14 protein-coding genes and 1 pseudogene are annotated in these 18,719 nt (G+C 54.4%); 7 read left to right on the top strand and 8 right to left on the bottom strand.

What is annotated here, in order from left to right:
• The first annotated feature begins 109 nt into the window (after window positions 1–109).
• The gene (gene tkt / locus HV345_RS07200) at window positions 110–2,104 is read left to right on the top strand and encodes a transketolase (protein WP_169329929.1); all 1,995 of its coding nucleotides are present in this window, start codon (window positions 110–112) and stop codon (window positions 2,102–2,104) included.
• Here the strand turns inward: tkt and HV345_RS07195 are convergent.
• The 3 genes from HV345_RS07195 to aegA form a co-directional block, all read right to left on the bottom strand.
• Complete coding sequence (locus HV345_RS07195) at window positions 2,094–3,137, bottom strand: DUF1176 domain-containing protein (RefSeq protein WP_016153961.1); 1,044 nt, start codon at window positions 3,135–3,137, stop codon at window positions 2,094–2,096. The two genes, tkt and HV345_RS07195, sit on opposite strands and share 11 nt — an antisense overlap.
• 123 nt (window positions 3,138–3,260) lie before the next feature.
• Complete coding sequence (gene nudK / locus HV345_RS07190) at window positions 3,261–3,836, bottom strand: GDP-mannose pyrophosphatase NudK (RefSeq protein WP_095715386.1); 576 nt, start codon at window positions 3,834–3,836, stop codon at window positions 3,261–3,263.
• A gap of 157 nt (window positions 3,837–3,993) precedes the next feature.
• A complete protein-coding gene (gene aegA / locus HV345_RS07185) occupies window positions 3,994–5,973 on the bottom strand; it encodes a formate-dependent uric acid utilization protein AegA (RefSeq protein WP_049282281.1) in 1,980 nt (659 codons plus the stop codon).
• A 263-nt stretch (window positions 5,974–6,236) separates the two neighbouring features.
• On the opposite strand from aegA, the gene narQ reads away from it, so the two are divergent.
• Both narQ and acrD read left to right on the top strand, forming a co-directional pair.
• A complete protein-coding gene (gene narQ, locus HV345_RS07180) occupies window positions 6,237–7,934 on the top strand; it encodes a nitrate/nitrite two-component system sensor histidine kinase NarQ (RefSeq protein WP_047501606.1) in 1,698 nt (565 codons plus the stop codon).
• 184 nt (window positions 7,935–8,118) lie between these two features.
• Window positions 8,119–11,232: a multidrug efflux RND transporter permease AcrD gene (gene acrD / locus HV345_RS07175; RefSeq protein WP_181636433.1), complete on the top strand. Its 3,114-nt coding sequence runs from the start codon at window positions 8,119–8,121 to the stop codon at window positions 11,230–11,232.
• 75 nt (window positions 11,233–11,307) lie between these two features.
• Here acrD and ypfM read toward each other — a convergent pair whose 3' ends face one another.
• Entirely contained in the window at window positions 11,308–11,367 is a 60-nt protein-coding gene (gene ypfM / locus HV345_RS07170) for a protein YpfM (protein WP_001386977.1), read from the bottom strand.
• A 66-nt stretch (window positions 11,368–11,433) separates the two neighbouring features.
• On the opposite strand from ypfM, the pseudogene HV345_RS07165 reads away from it, so the two are divergent.
• The 4 genes and pseudogenes from HV345_RS07165 (at window position 11,434) to HV345_RS07150 (ending at window position 14,135) form a co-directional block, all read left to right on the top strand.
• Window positions 11,434–12,017, top strand: a pseudogene (locus tag HV345_RS07165) (IS1 family transposase).
• Window positions 12,018–12,419: 402 nt separating this feature from the next.
• Window positions 12,420–12,776: an ArsC family reductase gene (locus HV345_RS07160; RefSeq protein WP_016153966.1), complete on the top strand. Its 357-nt coding sequence runs from the start codon at window positions 12,420–12,422 to the stop codon at window positions 12,774–12,776.
• 3 nt (window positions 12,777–12,779) lie between these two features.
• A complete protein-coding gene (dapE, locus tag HV345_RS07155; protein WP_016153967.1) occupies window positions 12,780–13,907 on the top strand; it encodes a succinyl-diaminopimelate desuccinylase in 1,128 nt (375 codons plus the stop codon).
• Window positions 13,908–13,934: 27 nt separating this feature from the next.
• Window positions 13,935–14,135, top strand: coding sequence for a YpfN family protein (locus HV345_RS07150; RefSeq protein WP_003835080.1), 201 nt, complete (start codon window positions 13,935–13,937; stop codon window positions 14,133–14,135).
• A 48-nt stretch (window positions 14,136–14,183) separates the two neighbouring features.
• Here HV345_RS07150 and ypfH read toward each other — a convergent pair whose 3' ends face one another.
• The 4 genes from ypfH to purC all read right to left on the bottom strand — a co-directional run bounded on the left by ypfH (window position 14,184) and on the right by purC (window position 18,695).
• Window positions 14,184–14,882 carry an esterase gene (gene ypfH, locus HV345_RS07145; RefSeq protein WP_016153968.1) on the bottom strand — a complete coding sequence of 233 codons (699 nt, stop codon included), beginning with the start codon at window positions 14,880–14,882 and terminating at the stop codon, window positions 14,184–14,186.
• 73 nt (window positions 14,883–14,955) lie between these two features.
• On the bottom strand, window positions 14,956–16,971 hold the full coding sequence (locus HV345_RS07140; protein WP_181636432.1) for a tRNA(Met) cytidine acetyltransferase TmcA: 2,016 nt from the start codon (window positions 16,969–16,971) through the stop codon (window positions 14,956–14,958).
• Window positions 16,972–16,986: 15 nt separating this feature from the next.
• Window positions 16,987–17,853 carry a neutral zinc metallopeptidase gene (locus tag HV345_RS07135; protein WP_016153970.1) on the bottom strand — a complete coding sequence of 289 codons (867 nt, stop codon included), beginning with the start codon at window positions 17,851–17,853 and terminating at the stop codon, window positions 16,987–16,989.
• 128 nt (window positions 17,854–17,981) lie between these two features.
• A complete protein-coding gene (gene purC, locus HV345_RS07130; protein ID WP_003835086.1) occupies window positions 17,982–18,695 on the bottom strand; it encodes a phosphoribosylaminoimidazolesuccinocarboxamide synthase in 714 nt (237 codons plus the stop codon).
• Window positions 18,696–18,719: the final 24 nt, after the last annotated feature.

Below are 18,719 nucleotides of genomic sequence, written 5' to 3'. Positions count from 1 at the left end.
GCAATACCATGCTTGTCTGCTATGCTTTTTGCTGACAACGCCCGCAATTATCTCAAAAGTGTGAATCACAACACGCATCTAACACTTTACTTTTCAAGGAGTATTTCCTATGACCCGTAAAGAGCTTGCCAATGCCATTCGTGCGCTAAGTATGGATGCCGTCCAAAAAGCTAACTCTGGCCACCCTGGCGCACCAATGGGGATGGCTGATATCGCCGAAGTACTGTGGAACGATTTCCTGCGCCATAACCCGTCCGATCCCACCTGGTACGATCGTGACCGGTTTATTTTGTCCAATGGCCACGCCTCAATGCTGCTTTACAGCCTGCTGCATCTTTCCGGCTACAACCTGCCGCTCGAAGAGTTAAAGAACTTCCGCCAGCTCCATTCGAAGACGCCAGGACACCCGGAAATTGGCTATACGCCGGGCGTGGAGACCACCACCGGACCGTTGGGTCAGGGTTTAGCCAACGCTGTTGGAATGGCGATTGCAGAACGCACGCTGGCGGCGCAGTTTAACCAGCCAGACCACGAGATTGTTAATCACTATACCTGGGTCTTTATGGGCGACGGCTGTCTGATGGAGGGCATTTCTCACGAAGTGTGCTCGCTGGCGGGCACCCTGGGACTTGGCAAACTCATCGGCTTTTACGATCACAACGGCATCTCAATTGATGGCGAAACCGACGGCTGGTTTACCGACGATACCGCGAAACGCTTTGAGGCCTATCACTGGCATGTGGTGCACGAGATTGACGGTCATGACCCTGAGGCGGTGAAAAAAGCAATTCAGGAAGCACAGGCCGTTACCGACAAACCGTCGCTGATTATCTGCCGCACGGTGATTGGTTTTGGTTCACCGAATAAAGCCGGGAAAGAAGAAGCGCACGGCGCTGCGCTGGGTGAAGAAGAAGTGGCGCTGACCCGACAGAAGTTGGGGTGGCATCATCCTGCCTTTGAAATCCCCAAAGAGATTTACCGGACGTGGGACGCTCGTGAAAAAGGCGAGAAAGCCCAACAGAGCTGGAATGAGAAATTCGCCGCTTATCGACATGCGCATCCGGACCTGGCGGCAGAGTTTACCCGCAGGATGAGCGGTGGACTGCCGGAAGAGTGGGAAGAAACGACCCAGAAATATATCACCGAGCTGCAGGCCAATCCGGCCAAAATCGCCACCCGTAAGGCCTCGCAAAATACCCTGAACGCTTACGGGCCGATACTGCCTGAGCTGCTTGGCGGTTCGGCGGATCTGGCGCCCAGCAATCTGACCATCTGGAAAGGCTCCACTTCTCTTAAAGAGGATCATGCAGGAAACTACATCCACTACGGCGTGCGGGAATTTGGCATGACCGCGATTGCCAACGGTATCGCTCACCACGGGGGTTTCGTACCGTACACCGCAACATTCCTGATGTTTGTCGAATATGCCCGTAATGCCGCACGCATGGCGGCGCTGATGAAAGCCCGACAAATCATGGTTTATACCCACGACTCGATTGGCCTTGGGGAAGATGGTCCCACGCACCAGGCCGTCGAACAGCTCGCCAGCCTGCGTCTGACGCCTAATTTCAGCACCTGGCGACCCTGCGATCAGGTTGAAGCGGCGGTAGGCTGGAAGCTGGCGGTCGAACGCCATGACGGGCCAACGGCGCTGATCCTCTCGCGGCAAAATCTGGCGCAGGTTGAGCGGACGCCTGAGCAAGTGCAGCAGATTGCCCGCGGCGGCTATGTGCTGAAGGATGGCGGGGGTAAGCCGGATGTTATCCTGATTGCTACCGGTTCAGAAATGGAAATCACGCTGCTGGCGGCGGAAAAACTGACCGGTGAAGGTCGTAACGTGCGGGTGGTTTCTCTGCCCTCAACCGATATCTTCGACGCCCAGGATGAGGCGTATAGGGAATCGGTCCTCCCCTCAAACGTCAGCGCGCGCGTGGCGGTAGAAGCAGGAATTGCCGACTACTGGTACAAATATGTTGGGCTGAAAGGGGCGATTGTCGGTATGACGGGTTATGGGGAGTCGGCTCCAGCAGACAAGCTGTTCCCGTTCTTCGGCTTTACGGTGGATAACATTGTCGACAAAGCGCATAAGGTGCTTAACGTGTGATCCACAGCGTGGGCCAGGCATCTGGCCCATGCCAGTTATCGCAGCTTGGCTCTTGGGCATAGCGCACCAGACGAAAACGCTGGCCGTCGTAGCGCCAGCGGGTCTGGATACCGCAATCTGCCAACCCTCGACCTTTAGCGAGGGTTACCAGCTCGCGCGACTTCTCATCAAACGTGGCGTTGGTCAGCTCCATATCGCGACTTTCCGCATCCGTTTTAAAAGGCAGGCTTAGCCGTACCGCCCGTGACGTCAACGGGGTAGTACGTGAAACCACCCACGCCAGATCGATGGTGTTATATGCCCCGGCTTCACAGCCGATCATCAGCAGCGCTTTATCATCCGTTAAGGCCGTGACGCGCATCTCGCGACGCAGCGGATCGATCGAACAGCGAATACCGTTGATCCGCCAGTTACCGTAATCCAGCAATTCACTGCGCTCTTGTTGCGTGAGAGGCGTTGGCGTTGGGTTAATCACAGCCACGCCTTTTAAAGCGGGAGCGGGAGGCACGCTGAGCGGAGGCTCGTCGCCTTTTTCGATCCATGCGGTTTCGCTGCCGACCCGTTTTTGCTGGGCGTCGATAAAAAGCAGCGCGGCTTTTAGCCCGACCAGGGACAGGTTTTGCGCCCCTTTTTGCAGGGTTATCGCCTTCGCGTCCTGTACGGTTGTTAAAAATGCGCTGATGGTGGCCGGATCATCGGTCATCAGTTGCCAGGGGGTAATACGCCAGTGTTCGCCGCGAAGCGGGAGCGGCGCGCCATCCAGTAGCAGACGTGGCGCAATATCGCTCTCTTTGGCTGTGGGCGATTCCAGCCCACCCAGTTCAATACGCAACACGGCGTCGGTATGTGCCCCGGCACTGCGGCTCAAGGTCATGACCAGGCCGTGATGTTCTCCGGTATTGCGCGCCACGCAAAAGTTTTGGTTATTGCACGTCACCTGCCAGTCAGAAAACGTCTGTTGCGCGGGCGCGGCCCACAGCAAACGGACGGGTAACAACCCGAGCAGGAAAAGTAAAATAACGCGATAGCGCATGGACGGTACAACCCCGAAGTCAAAACACACAGCCTAAGCGGTATCTTCCTTGCGCGACTGATGTGGCTCAATAAGAATCGTCGGATTGGCCGAAAATTTGTAAAGAAATATAAATCCCGCGCATTAGTCCATGAGATGCGACGACTGCAAATAGTTCAGCAATAGCACCGTCTTACCGTCACGGATCTCACCCGTTTTAATCATTTCCAGCGCCTGGGTGAACGGCAGCTCCAGAACCTCAATATCTTCATCTTCCACACCTCCGCCCTCATTTGCCCGCTGGCTGTCGCTGTATTGTGCAATAAAGAAATGAATTATCTCCGTCACGCCGCCCGGCGACATATAGAGCTCAAACAGCTTACGCACTTCCCCCACTTCAAAGCCGGTCTCTTCAATGGCCTCTTTCCGAATGCACGCTTCCGGTTCGTCGTTATCCAGCAGCCCGGCGCAGGTTTCAATCAGTTGACCGCTTTCATTACCATTGACCCAGGTGGCGACGCGAAACTGGCGGATGAGCACCACCGTTTTCTTCTCCGGGTTATACAGCAGGATAGTGGCGCCGTTGCCGCGATCGTAAACCTCGCGTTTGTGACGAATCACCTCTCCATTGCTACGGGTCAGGTCATAGGTGATATTGCGCAGGATGAAGTAGTTATCGGAAAGGACTTTATCTTTGATGAGGGTAATTTTTTGCGACATACCGGCTCCACAGCAAGAAGTGAGAAATAATACTACGCCGTGAAACCGGGTTTGTCTTGGTGCAATGTCGGCCTGACAAGCGAAGCGCCATCAGGCAATTATGCGGCGCAGAGCCGGATAGCAACGCTAACGCGCCTTATCCGGCCTTCTTAGCGACTTAGTGAGATTTGACTGATTTTATGCCCAGCCAGTCGACGATCCCTTGGGCGGCATGCCGTCCTTCCGCCATGGCCGTAACCACCAGATCCGCACCGCGTACCGCGTCACCACCGGCGAAGATTTTCGGGTTACTGGTTTGATAACGGTATGCGCTTTCAACATTGGCGGCTATGCGCCCCCAGTTATCGACCTTAACCCCATGCGTCTCCAGCCACGGCATGCCATGTGGGTGAAAACCAAACGCCATGATCACCGCATCTGCGGGCATGACAAACTCACTCCCGGCGAGGGGAACCGGGCGACGACGCCCCTGCGCGTCCGGCTCGCCAAGCTGGGTACGTAAAAAACGCACGCCGCTGACTCGCCCATCATCATGCAACACCAGCTCAACCGGCTGGACGTTAAACTCGAAGTTAGCCCCCTCTTCCCGGGCGTTCTTCACCTCTTTTTTCGAACCGGGCATGTTGGCTTCATCACGACGATAAGCGCAGGTCACCTGGCGTGCGCCATGACGCAGCGCGGTACGTACGCAGTCCATTGCCGTATCGCCTCCGCCCAGTACAACCACGTTCAGTCCGGCGGTGTCGATAAACGGCTCTTCAGGCAGTTCATCCAGCCCCATCACCTGCTTGGTGTTGGCAATCAGGAACGGTAACGCGTCATAAACGCCAGGCGCGTCTTCATTCGGCAGATCCGCCTTCATGGAACGATAGGTTCCTACGCCCACGAACACGGCATCGTAATCCTCCAGCAGCGCCGACAGCGCCACATCCTTACCCACTTCACAGTTAAGTTCGAAATGAATACCCATGGCGCTGAAGATTTCACGGCGGCGGGCCAGCAGCGATTTGTCCAGCTTGAAGGCCGGAATGCCGAACGTCAGCAAACCGCCGATTTCAGGGTGGCGATCGTATACGGTGGCGCTGACTCCGCTGCGCGCCAGCACATCCGCGCAGGCCAGACCCGCCGGACCCGCGCCGATGATAGCAACGCGCTTATCCACTTTCTGCACGTGGCTTAAGTCCGGTCGCCATCCTTTGCTCAGGGCCCGATCAGAGATGTAACGCTCAATATTTCCGATAGTGACCGCCCCATGCTCGCTACGCACCGTACATGCCCCTTCGCAAAGTCGGTCCTGCGGACATACGCGCCCGGTCACTTCCGGCAGGCAGTTGGTCTGGTGAGAAAGCTCAACCGCCGCGTCGATATTCCCGGCTTTGACCAGTTCAATCCACTGCGGAATATGGTTATGCAATGGGCAGGTCCATTCGCAAATACTGTGGTCGCCGCATTTCAGGCAGCGGGACGCTTCCCGTTCCGCCTGCGCCGTACGAAACGGCAGATAGATCTCCTCAAAGCTGGTTTTACGGGCCTCAATTGCCAGCTTATCCGGCTCACCACGCGCAGGCGTCGCCTGCATTTGCTCACGTTTGGTAATTGCATGCGAAACGAAATCGGTGGCGTTGGCATGCCAGGGCTGGCTTTCCAGACTGGCGGTGCGTAGCCTGCGCGCTTTTGACAGACCAGTAAGCGAATTTTCCGTCACCAGTTGTAACGCTTGTGCCGGACAGTTCTCTACGCAGGCGGGTCCCTGTTCGCGTCCCTGACACAAATCGCATTTGTGCGCAGTGGCTTTCACCTTCCCTTTAGCGACAGGAGTGAGTACGATCTGCATCGTGCCGAAAGGACAAGCAACGACGCACGATTTACAGCCAATACACTTTTTCGGGTTCACCTGAACGCTGTCGTTATCATGGCTGATTGCCCCGTTCGGGCAACTTCTGGCGCAGGGCGCATCTTCACAGTGATGGCAGGTTACCGCACTGCGCTGCTGCTGATGCTTGATGACGGTAATTCGGGGCTGGAAATGCCGTTGACTCAGGACATGCTGCTCGCCATTGTGAGCCATGACGCAGGCGACCTCACAGGCATGGCATCCCAGGCACTGCTGGCTATTAACCATAATAAAACGATTCATGGCTTCCTTCTTTTTTGGTTGCAAAAACCTTATTCTTTATATGAGTGTTGTTATTAACCGACACGGAAGGAAGCGGCAATGTTCATTTGCCCAGGAAGCACAACTATTTATCCAGAACCTGTGGCAGATCAATTTATTTCATCGCATATGAAATTGCGTTTCAGTTACCATCCAGTTTCATGGCGTTTTATTAACATTTATCAAATACACCGCATCGTTCGGGCTGTTTTAAGGCGCGACGTGTATTGTGTGAGGATGCACAAGTGACGGTAAAGCGTCCGGTCTCGGCCAGTCTGGCTAAAGCTTTTTTCTACATAGTGCTGTTGTCGATTCTCTCAACGGGTATTGCGCTGCTCACGCTGACCAGCAGCTTACGAGATGCCGAAGCCATCAACGTGGCTGGCTCATTGCGCATGCAAAGTTACCGTCTGGGTTACGATCTGCAAAGCCAAAGTCCGCAGCTTAACGCTCACCGCCAGCTTTTCCAGCAGGCGCTAAACTCGCCAGCACTACAGAACCTGAACGCGTGGTATGTGCCTCAAGCGGTAAAAAGTCGCTATGGGCGTCTACATGCAAACTGGCTGGAAATGAACGCCCGTCTGATCGATGGCGATTTAAATTGGTACCAGAGCAATATCAATAACTATGTCGATCAAATCGATCTCTTCGTGCTGGCGCTGCAACATTATGCTGAACGCAAAGTGATGCTGGTTTTTGGTATTTCACTGGCGGGCGGGATCGGCATTTTCACCCTCGTTTTCTTTACCTTACGGCGTATTCGCCAGCAGGTGGTGCGTCCGCTGAATAAGCTGGTGGTGGCCAGCCAGCACATTGAACACGGTCAGTTTGACATCCCCTCGCTGGATACTGATTTGCCCAACGAACTCGGGTTGTTGGGCAAGACCTTCAGCCAGATGTCGAGTGAATTACACAAGCTGTACCGCTCACTGGAAGCGTCTGTCGCTGAGAAGACCCACGATCTCCACGAAGCTCATCGTCGTCTGGAAGTGTTGTATCAGTGCTCTCAGGCGTTAAATACCAGTCAGATTGATGTGTACTGCTTCCGCCATATTTTACAGATCGTCCGCGAGCATGACGCCGCCTATTTCCTGGAACTCACCGTCGGAGATAACTGGCGAATTAGCGAAGGCGCAAAAAGCCCCGAGCTGCCGATGCAGATCCTGCCGGTCACCATGCAGGAAACCGTCTACGGTGAACTGCACTGGCAAAGCCCGAACGTCAATGCTTCTACCCCTCTGCTCAACAGCGTCTCCTCGATGCTGGGTCGCGGGTTGTACTTCAACCAGGCGCAAAAACATTTTCAGCAGCTGTTGTTAATGGAGGAGCGGGCGACGATTGCGCGCGAGCTGCACGACTCGCTGGCGCAAGTGCTCTCTTATTTACGCATTCAGCTCACGCTGCTGAAGCGTTCGATTCCCGAAGATAACGCCCCAGCGCAAAGCATTATGGCGGATTTCTCTCAAGCGCTGAACGATGCCTACCGCCAGCTACGCGAACTGCTCACCACCTTCCGCCTGACTTTACAGCAGGCCGATCTCCCCTCCGCCCTGCATGAAATGCTGGAAACGCTGCAAAATCAGACCTCGGCTAAACTGACGCTTGATTGCCGGTTACCGACCCTGGCGCTGGACGCGCAAATGCAGGTGCATCTGCTGCAGATCGTCCGTGAAGCGGTGCTGAACGCGATTAAACATGCCAGCGCAACCGAAATTGCCGTCAGTTGCGTGACCGCGCCGGATGGTAATCACACGGTTTATATTCGCGATAACGGTATCGGCATTGGCGAGCCGCATGAGCCTTCGGGGCACTATGGGTTAAATATTATGCGCGAGCGGGCGGAAAGGCTGAGCGGCACGCTGACTTTCTCTCAACCCTCCGGAGGGGGAACGCTGGTGAGCATCAGTTTTCGTTCGGCAGAATCCGACGGTGAGCTAACGTAAAGAACCGCAAAGCGCCGTCGGTTCTCGATCCAGGCCTGACGGCGTTGGCACGAAAGGTATGCTGTAAACGGGCATGATAATTTACATTATCTTCTTTTTTTCTCCACGTTTGCCCCGTACCTTGCCGCTAAAGTGAAGCAATTCACACCCATAACGATACGCAGAAACACGAGGTCCCCTTTTAATGGCGAATTTTTTCATCGATCGCCCCATTTTTGCCTGGGTGTTAGCAATCCTGTTGTGCCTGACAGGAGCCCTGGCTATTTTTTCGCTGCCCGTTGAGCAATATCCCGATCTGGCACCGCCAAACGTGCGGGTAACCGCGAACTACCCTGGCGCGTCCGCACAAACCCTGGAAAATACCGTCACCCAAGTTATCGAGCAGAACATGACTGGTCTCGATAATCTGATGTACATGTCGTCGCAGAGCAGCGGGACAGGCCAGGCGTCGGTTACGCTGAGCTTCCTCGCGGGAACCGATCCTGATGAGGCCGTCCAGCAGGTGCAAAACCAGCTGCAACCGGCAATGCGTAAGCTGCCGCAGGCGGTACAAAATCAAGGGGTCACGGTGCGCAAGACCGGGGACACCAATATTCTGACCATCGCCTTCGTCTCCACCGATGGCTCAATGGATAAGCAGGACATCGCCGACTACGTCGCCAGTAATATCCAGGATCCGCTCAGTCGTATAAACGGCGTGGGCGATATTGACGCTTACGGTTCACAATATTCCATGCGTATCTGGCTCGACCCGGTCAAACTTAACAGCTTCCAGATGACCGCCAAAGATGTGACCGATGCTATCGAGTCACAGAATGCGCAGATTGCCGTCGGGCAACTTGGCGGCACGCCTTCGGTGGACAAACAAGCGCTGAATGCGACGATCAACGCCCAGTCGCTGCTGCAGACTCCGGATGAATTCCGCGCGATTACGCTACGCGTCAACCAGGACGGCTCAGAAGTTAAACTGGGTGATGTGGCGACGGTCGAAATGGGTGCGGAAAAGTACGACTATCTCAGCCGCTTCAACGGCCACCCGGCTTCCGGTCTGGGGGTAAAACTGGCCTCCGGTGCCAATGAAATGGCAACGGCGGAGCTGGTTATCGACCGTCTGAATGAGCTCTCACAGTATTTTCCGCATGGGCTGGAATACAAAGTGGCGTATGAAACTACCTCCTTTGTCAAAGCCTCAATTATCGACGTGGTGAAAACGCTGCTGGAAGCGATCGCGCTGGTATTCCTTGTGATGTACCTGTTCCTGCAAAACTTCCGCGCCACGCTGATCCCTACAATCGCCGTTCCCGTCGTCCTGATGGGTACTTTTTCCGTGCTCTACGCCTTTGGCTACAGCGTTAACACCCTGACGATGTTTGCGATGGTGCTGGCGATCGGCCTGCTGGTCGATGATGCCATTGTGGTGGTGGAAAACGTCGAGCGAATTATGAGTGAGGAAGGCCTCTCGCCGCGGGAAGCGACGCGGAAATCGATGGGGCAAATCCAGGGAGCGCTGGTCGGTATCGCCATGGTGCTGTCGGCGGTGTTTATCCCGATGGCTTTCTTCGGCGGCACTACCGGGGCTATTTACCGCCAGTTCTCGATTACCATCGTCTCCGCAATGGTTCTTTCAGTTCTGGTGGCGATGATCCTCACCCCTGCCCTGTGCGCCACTCTGCTCAAACCGTTACATAAAGGCGAGCATCACGGGCAAACCGGTTTCTTTGGCTGGTTTAACCGGATGTTTAACCGCAACGCCGAACGCTACGAAAAAGGCATCGCCAGGATCCTGCACCGCAGTCTGCGCTGGATACTGATTTACGGCCTGCTGCTCGGCGGTATGGTTTTCCTGTTCCTGCGCCTGCCAACCTCCTTCCTGCCGCTCGAAGACCGCGGCATGTTTACCACCTCGATACAGTTGCCCAGCGGCTCCACGCAGCAGCAAACATTGAAAGTGGTTGAGGAAGTGGAGAAGTATTACTTCACCCATGAGAAAGACAACATTACGTCGGTCTTTTCCACGGTCGGTTCCGGCCCTGGTGGGAACGGTCAAAACGTGGCGCGAATGTTTGTCCGCTTAAAAGACTGGGATGATCGCGACACCACCACCGGAACCTCTTTCGCCATCATCGAGCGCGCGACCAAAGCCTTTAATAAGATTAAGGAAGCCCGCGTCTTCGCCAGCAGCCCTCCGGCGATTAGCGGTCTCGGGAGCTCTGCCGGTTTCGATATGGAGCTGCAAGATCACGCCGGTGCGGGCCATGATGCGTTAATGGCCGCGCGCGACAAGCTGATTGAGCTGGCCGGGAAAGACGCGTCTCTGACCCGCGTTCGTCATAATGGTCTGGACGACAGCCCGCAGTTGCAAATTGATATCGATCAACGCAAAGCCCAGGCGCTGGGCGTTTCCATTGATGACATCAACGACACCTTGCAAACGGCCTGGGGCTCCAGCTACGTCAATGACTTTATGGACCGGGGTCGCGTGAAGAAGGTTTACGTGCAGGCGGCGGCAAAATATCGCATGCTCCCGGACGACATCAATCTGTGGTACGTCCGCAATAATAGCGGCGGCATGGTGCCTTTCTCGGCCTTTGCCACGTCGCGCTGGGAAACGGGCTCACCGCGTCTGGAACGCTATAACGGCTACTCCGCCGTCGAGATTGTTGGCGAAGCCGCCCCAGGCGTCAGTACCGGTACGGCGATGGACATTATGGAATCGCTGGTCCACCAGTTGCCGACCGGATTCGGCCTCGAATGGACCGCGATGTCTTACCAGGAACGGCTGTCGGGCTCTCAGGCGCCAGCTCTGTACGCCATTTCTTTGCTGGTGGTGTTCCTGTGTCTGGCGGCTCTGTACGAAAGCTGGTCGGTTCCCTTCTCCGTCATGCTGGTTGTACCGCTGGGGGTCATTGGCGCGCTGCTCGCTACCTGGATGCGCGGTCTGGAAAACGATGTGTACTTTCAGGTCGGGTTACTCACCGTTATCGGGCTTTCGGCGAAGAACGCAATATTGATTGTTGAATTCGCCAATGAGATGAACGAGAAAGGTCACGACTTGCTCGACGCCACGCTGCATGCCTGTCGCCAACGCTTACGCCCAATTCTGATGACGTCACTGGCGTTTATCTTTGGGGTGTTGCCGATGACCATCAGCAGTGGTGCAGGTTCCGGCGGTCAACATGCGGTGGGGACTGGCGTAATGGGCGGGATGATTTCAGCCACTGTCCTGGCGATTTACTTCGTTCCTCTGTTCTTTGTGCTGGTACGCAGACGTTTCCCGTTGAAGCCACGCCCAGAATAATCGGACACAAAAAAGGCGACTTACGTTGAGTCGCCTTTTATTATCCTTTGCAGGATATGAATTTCTTCCAGAAAATTATTTACGAAGCATCACTTCGATAAAGTCTTTCCAGTTCCCCAGTTCACGTTCAATCATAACAACCTCTCGGTAATGCTACCAACTTGCTGATTTAGTGTATGATGGTGGTTTTGAGGTGCTCCCGTGGCTTCCATCTCCATCAGTTGTCCCTCCTGCTCAGCTACTGAAGGCGTGGTGCGTAACGGTAAAAGTACTGCCGGACATCAGCGCTATCTCTGCTCTCACTGCCGTAAAACATGGCAGCTACAGTTCACTTACACCGCCTCTCAGCCCGGTACACACCAGAAAATTATTGATATGGCCATGAATGGCGTCGGATGTCGCGCCAGTGCACGCATTATGGGCGTTGGCCTCAACACGATTTTACGTCACTTAAAAAACTCAGGCCGCAGTCGGTAAACTCACGCATACAACCGGGCAGTGACGTCATTGTTTGCGCGGAAATGGACGAACAGTGGGGTTACGTCGGCGCTAAATCACGCCAGCGCTGGTTGTTTTACGCGTATGACAGGATACGGAGGACGGTTGTGGCGCACGTATTCGGTGAACGCACGTTGGCCACGCTGGAGCGTCTTCCGGGCCTGCTGTCGGCCTTTGAGGTCGTGGTATGGATGACGGATGACTGGCCGCTTTATGAATCACGCCTGAAGGGAGAACTGCATGACAAAGTCATTGGACATTATCTGAACATAAAACACTATCAGTAAGTTGGAGTCATTACCCAACCTCTCTTATTATTATGGGCATTCTACGAAATCATCATCATAAAAAGAAGATCATTTAACCAATGGTTGCGATTACATCCTCCAGTGTTCGGGGGTATATGTAATCACTATGCGCTAACCCCATAAATTTTATGTGACTTACTGCAATATTTTGAAATATTCATACATCATCTACGACTTTGGCAATTCTGATGGAAAAACAGGCTGATGCAAACAGGCAAATTCTGATTTTCAGTTTCCCGTGAATTTTGGAACTTTCAGGAATCATTATTCACCATTCAACAACAATGTTATATTTTTCTATAACGGTTCGATGACAATATGTATTATTCATGTTTATAGAACACGAGAATAAATATTCAAATTACGTCAATAAGGATTCAAATGATCACCCTCTACGGCATTAAGAATTGCGATACGATTAAAAAAGCCAGACGCTGGCTGGAAGACAATGGGGTCGACTACCGCTTCCATGATTATCGCGTCGACGGCCTGGACAACGCGTTATTACACGCCTTTATCAGCGAATTAGGTTGGGAGGCGCTGCTCAATACACGTGGAACCACCTGGCGCAAACTGGATGAAGCCACACGTAACCAAATCACCGATGCGTCCTCTGCTGCTGCATTGATGATTGAAATGCCTGCAATTATCAAACGCCCATTGCTCTGCGCGCCGGGTAAGCCTATGCTGCTTGGCTTTAGTGAATCCAGTTATACGCAGTTTTTTAATGAGGTATAGTCTATGTCGTGCCCGGTTATTGAGCTGACACAGCAGCTTATTCGCCGTCCTTCCCTGAGCCCGGATGATGCCGGGTGCCAGGCGTTAATGATTGAACGCCTGCGCGCGGTAGGTTTTACCGTTGAGCGTATGGATTTTGGTGACACACAGAATTTTTGGGCATGGCGCGGCAAAGGTGAGACTCTGGCATTTGCCGGTCACACTGACGTAGTGCCTGTCGGCGATGTCGATCGTTGGATTAATCCACCGTTCGAACCGACCATTCGCGATGGCATGTTGTTCGGGCGTGGCGCAGCCGATATGAAAGGCTCACTGGCGGCAATGGTCGTGGCCGCAGAACGTTTTGTCGCCCAGCATCCAAACCATCAGGGTCGTCTGGCGTTTTTGATAACCTCTGACGAAGAGGCCAGCGCCCAAAACGGCACCGTAAAAGTGGTTGAAGCACTTATGGCACGCAATGAACGACTGGATTATTGTCTGGTTGGCGAGCCGTCCAGCACGGAAATCGTTGGCGACGTGGTGAAAAATGGGCGTCGTGGTTCACTGACCTGCAATCTGACCATTCACGGCGTGCAGGGCCACGTAGCCTACCCGCATCTGGCCGATAACCCGGTACACCGCGCGGCGCCAATGCTCAATGAACTGGTGGCGATTGAGTGGGATCAGGGCAACGAATTCTTCCCGGCGACCAGCATGCAGATTGCCAATATTCAGGCAGGAACCGGCAGCAACAATGTTATTCCCGGCGAACTGTTTATCCAGTTCAACTTCCGTTTCAGCACCGAATTAAACGATGAAATGATTAAGTCCCGGGTGCTGGAGCTGCTGGAGAAACATCAGTTGCGTTATACCGTCGACTGGTGGCTTTCCGGTCAGCCGTTCCTGACGGCACGCGGTAAACTGGTGGATGCGGTGGTGAACGCCATTGAGCACTATAATGAGATTAAACCGCAGTTACTGACTACAGGCGGGACGTCCGACGGGCGTTTTATTGCCCGCATGGGGGCACAGGTAGTAGAACTTGGGCCGGTCAACGCCACCATTCATAAAATTAATGAATGTGTTAATGCCGCCGACCTGCAACTGCTTGCCCGTATGTATCAACGTATCATGGAGCAACTCGTCGCCTGATGAGTGTTCCTGTAAGAGGAAATGAGCATGGACTGGCTGGCAAAATACTGGTGGATTCTGGTGTTGGTGTTTCTGGTAGGCGTATTGCTGAACGTGATTAAAGATCTCAAGCGCGTCGACCACAAGAAATTTCTTGCCAATAAGCCGGAGCTTCCCCCGCATCGTGATTTTAACGATAAATGGGATGACGACGACGATTGGCCAAACAAGGATCAACCGAAGAAATAAGCCAACGCAGGCCGAATGGCGGTTTCACATCGCCATCCGGCCTGCGAGTTAAATCATCTCAATCACATCATCATCGTGAGGCTTACCGCCGCTCAGCGCTTCATCAAAGTAGTGCTTCGGTACGGTAAAACGCAGGTGGTCGAGCGCAAACTGCATACTGCGTTCATCAATGGCGTGCCCCAGATTTTCGACGATATCCAGCGTCACATCCCCACCGGCACGTATTAACGCCTCCTGCGCGGCAACGGCATGAGATAACTCAATCACCCGGTCTTCACCGCCGTGAATCAAATGCACCGTCGTCGCGGTAGTTGCAACCTCCGGCAACGTGGCATAGCGACCATTAAAGGCGATGACCCGCGACGCCAGCCCAGGCTCGGCTTTAATACTCTCAAGCGACATAATCGAGCCCTGAGAAAAACCAATCAGCGCGGTCGCCTGAGGTGAAACGCCGCTTTGCTTCTGCCAGTAGCGAACGGTTTCGATAAAGACCGGCATAATCGCGTCAATACGCGCCTGGCGGTTCTCTTCCGTTACCCCCTGTACCGAAAACCACTGACGGCCGGAAGTCGTACCATAAGGCTCTGCCCCGCCAATGCTGACGATTAGCGCATCCGGAAACAGCGGCGCAAACCAGGAGCCAATTTCGCCCATGGCAACCGGGTTATCGCCGACGCCATGAAACAGCAACAAGAGCTGTTGAGCGGGTTTATCGGGACTTTGAACAACAAAATGGTCATGTTTCATGGCGATCTCCTTAACTGATGAGAATCATTCTACGCCGCTTAACCGCAATGACCATGCCAGGAAATTGAAGAAGTTAGTGAAAAAATTGCCATTGCATAATGCGATTATGTAGCCGTTGTTCACGCTCAGCATCCAGCTGTTGTAAGGCCTGCGCCGCCTCGGCGCGCTGAACTGCCAACAGCGCTTTGCGACCCGATATTTTCAGCTGTTGGCACAATTCAGCATCGCTGCGTTGAGCCTGTATACGCCCGCGTAATGCCGGAAGAGGCAACTCGCTGTGCTCAAGCAAACGACTCAGACAACCTAATGATGTCAGTAATGGTCGATGCGCGAAAGCAAACCCAGCCAGCTCACCCCAGTCATCCTCATTAAGCGTAGTCTCTTTCAGTGGTACCAGCGGAATGCGCTCTGCGTTCCACTGAGCAAGAATCTCCGCATCCCGTCGCAGGCGCTGGTGCGCCCGCCAGGCAAGGCGTTTTCCCGCTTCGCTGATGGGCAGCACCGCCATAGCGGTATAACAGCCGCTGCTAGCTTCCCGATGATTGCCCATCCGTACCAGGACAAAACCGCAGCGCTGCCAGAAACGCCATAATTCAGCCGTATAACCAAAGCTGACGGACAGATAGTCGCACTGCGTGCAATAGTGCCGGGCCTGCAGAATCAGCTGTTGCCCAATACCTTCCCTTTGACGCGCGGGATGAACCGCAATTCGACTGACCCGCCGCCCGACGAGCGTCGCCGCCAATGGGTCTCCGCCGTGCGCCGCCAGTGACTGCGCAACCAGATTTCCTCTTGGTCGGCGATATCCGGCCCAGACGGCCTGGCTTAATTCTGCGGATAATCCCCCCTCGTCGACCAGCCAGACGGCGCCCGCCACCGAGTCAGCAGCCGAAGCCTGAAGAAAATGCTGACCCGGCGCGTCCATCATTCGCCGCAGATCCAGTGGCGAGGTGCGATAATGCGCACCGGAAAGTAGCTGATATACCGCTAACGGCAGCGCCGGGTTTGTCTGCCATGAGAGTTGATCAAATGCCGAGAAGTTAAGCTCCCCTAAGGGGGCATGCGCAAAGGTTTCGTCGTCAAACACCAGCGCATCGCTGACGATTTTCTCCAGCGGACATCCCTGCGCCCAGCGCACGGGTTGTTGCAACTCATAGCGTCGAAGATGGGGAAAGCGGGCGCAAAATTTCAACAAAAAGCCTCTGCCAGTTCCCTCATAGCCCTGTACGGTGGTGGTTAACAGCGTACGAGGGAAACGCGCAACCAGTTGGTGCAGCAGCGGCGCGGGGATCGCGGCGGCTTCATCCACAACCAGCCAGTCTGCGGTTGCAGAACTGCTTAACAGCGCATCCGGGGCCATAAAGCGGTATCGCTCTGCGGCAAATTGCGCCAGCACATCCGTTGCCGCTTTAGCAGGCGCGGTGACAATCGCGGTCCCGTTGATACGTGCTATCAGTTGCCCTGCCAGAGCCGATTTACCCCGGCCACGTGCAGCTGTGACCGCAGCCACGCCGGGAGGCATATCCAGCAACTGGGTTAAAATCATCGCCTGTTCAGGCTGAGGGTAACCGGTTGCCGCGTGCCAGACTGCACGAACAGCAAAACGCGGGCTGGAAACTGCGTGATGCTGCTGCCAGTGCAGCGCCTGTCCGTCACGGGAAATCACCCGTTTGACATGTTCAACAAAGTGCGGCGTTGGGATAGGTTCAGCACAGTCGCTCCAGCGCAGTGAATCCACGTCCGGATGCGTGTGCCAGGTATGCCAGGGGGGAGTCAGCAAAACCAGCCAGCTCCCGGCGATCAGCGTTCCGCTTAAGGCGGCAAACGCCGCAGCGTCAAATCCCTGCCCGGCGTCAAAAACCGCATGACGAAATTCGCGCCCTAATAACGTTTGCAGCGCCTGTGGCGTACAGTTTGGCTCAGCAGGGGCGAGTGCGCCCACCCATAACCAGTCGCCGGGTAACGTGTCGCGTAGCGCTAAAGCCCGCTCCTGACACCAGTTCCCCTCGCCACTGATAATCAGCAGACGACGGATCCCTTCGTGGGCCATCTGTTCAGTTAACGCGCTCAGCGCCGTATTATCAGACATCCCTGCCTCAGTAGCTTAAATGCCTTTACCAAAAGTATTACATTGTCCCGGATCGCCGCTGTCAAAACCGCGTTTGAACCAGCTAAGCCGCTGCTCAGAAGTGCCGTGGGTAAAGCTGTCCGGCACAACGCGTCCTTGTCCCTGCTGCTGCAGGCGATCGTCGCCAATAGCCTGAGCGGCGTTCAGCGCTTCAGCCAGGTCGCCGGACTCCAGCACGCCCTGCTGCTGCATACTGTTGCCCCAGACGCCGGCAAAGCAGTCCGCCTGCAGTTCCATACGTACGGAAAGACGGTTCACCTCAGCCTGTGAGGCATTCTGCTGCATCTGGCGAACTTTCGGTTCAATACCCAGCAGTTTCTGCACGTGGTGACCCACTTCATGGGCGATAACATAGCCCTGAGCAAAATCACCATCGGCGCCCAGCTTATTTTTCATGTCATCATAAAATGAGAGGTCGATATACACCGTACCATCCGCCGGGCAGTAAAACGGCCCCATCACCGACTGACCTGCGCCACAGCCGGTACGCGTCGCTCCGCGATACATTACCAGCTTCGGCTGTTGGTAGGTCCGGCCCATTTTTTCAAACTGCTGCCCCCAGGTATCTTCCGTGGTGGCCAGAATCACCGAAGTGAATTTTGCTGCTTCATCATCGTTTGGGCTGATGGAGTGTGATGATTGCTGTTGGGAAACTGGCTGGCCGGTCATTAATCCGGTGAGATCCACGCCATAATATCCCGCCACCAGCACCACAATCAGCAGGATGATGCCGCCTTTACCACTGGGCAAACGAAAACCAGGGCCGCCTATAGAAGGGCCACCACCGGAGCTATTTCGTCTGTCTTCCACATTGTCACTTTCACGACGCCCTTGCCAGCGCATAATCACCTCAACTTTTTATTCATTATGATGATGATCGTAGGCGGTTCGGAACAGGATTACCATAAGAAACAGTAATCAAAATCGGCGGGATTGATGAGCCGGAGAGCGATCGCCGGCTCAGGGGAGGGTTAGTCTAACTTCACACCCAGACGATGCGCGACGGCTTCATAGGCTTCGATCAGGCCGCCCAGGCTCTGGCGGAAGCGATCTTTGTCCATTTTATCCAGCGTTTCTTTGTCCCACAGACGGCTGCCGTCCGGTGAGAACTCATCGCCCAGGACCACTTCACCTTTATACAAACCAAATTCAAGTTTGAAGTCGACCAGAATCAGACCGGCATCATCAAACATCTTTTTCAGCACGTCGTTGGCTTTGTAGGTCAGCTCTTTCATACGCGCCAGATTCTCTTTGCTCACCCAACCAAAAGTTTCGCAATAGGAATCGTTAATCATTGGATCGTGCATAGCATCGTTTTTCAGGAACAGATCAAACAGCGGCGGATTCAGTTCAATACCTTCCTCAACGCCTAAACGCTTAACCAGGGAGCCTGCTGCGCGGTTACGAACCACACATTCAACCGGTACCATCTCCAGTTTTTTCACCAGACATTCAGTATCGGAAAGCAGTCGCTCCATCTGGGTAGGAATGCCCGCTTCTTGCAGTTTAGTCATAATGAAATGGTTGAACTTGTTGTTCACCATGCCTTTACGATCAAACTGTTCAATGCGCGCGCCATCCCCTGCTGACGTATCATTGCGGAATTCGAGCACCAACAGGTCCGGGTTTTCCGTGCTGTATACGGTCTTCGCTTTACCACGATACAACTCAGCTTGCTTTTGCATCTTTATTACTCCTGGGTGTGAATT

This window comes from Citrobacter sp. RHBSTW-00986, assembly GCF_013783065.1.
Lineage (GTDB): Bacteria > Pseudomonadota > Gammaproteobacteria > Enterobacterales > Enterobacteriaceae > Citrobacter > Citrobacter braakii.
This window is presented reverse-complemented; position numbering and strand designations above follow the sequence as displayed.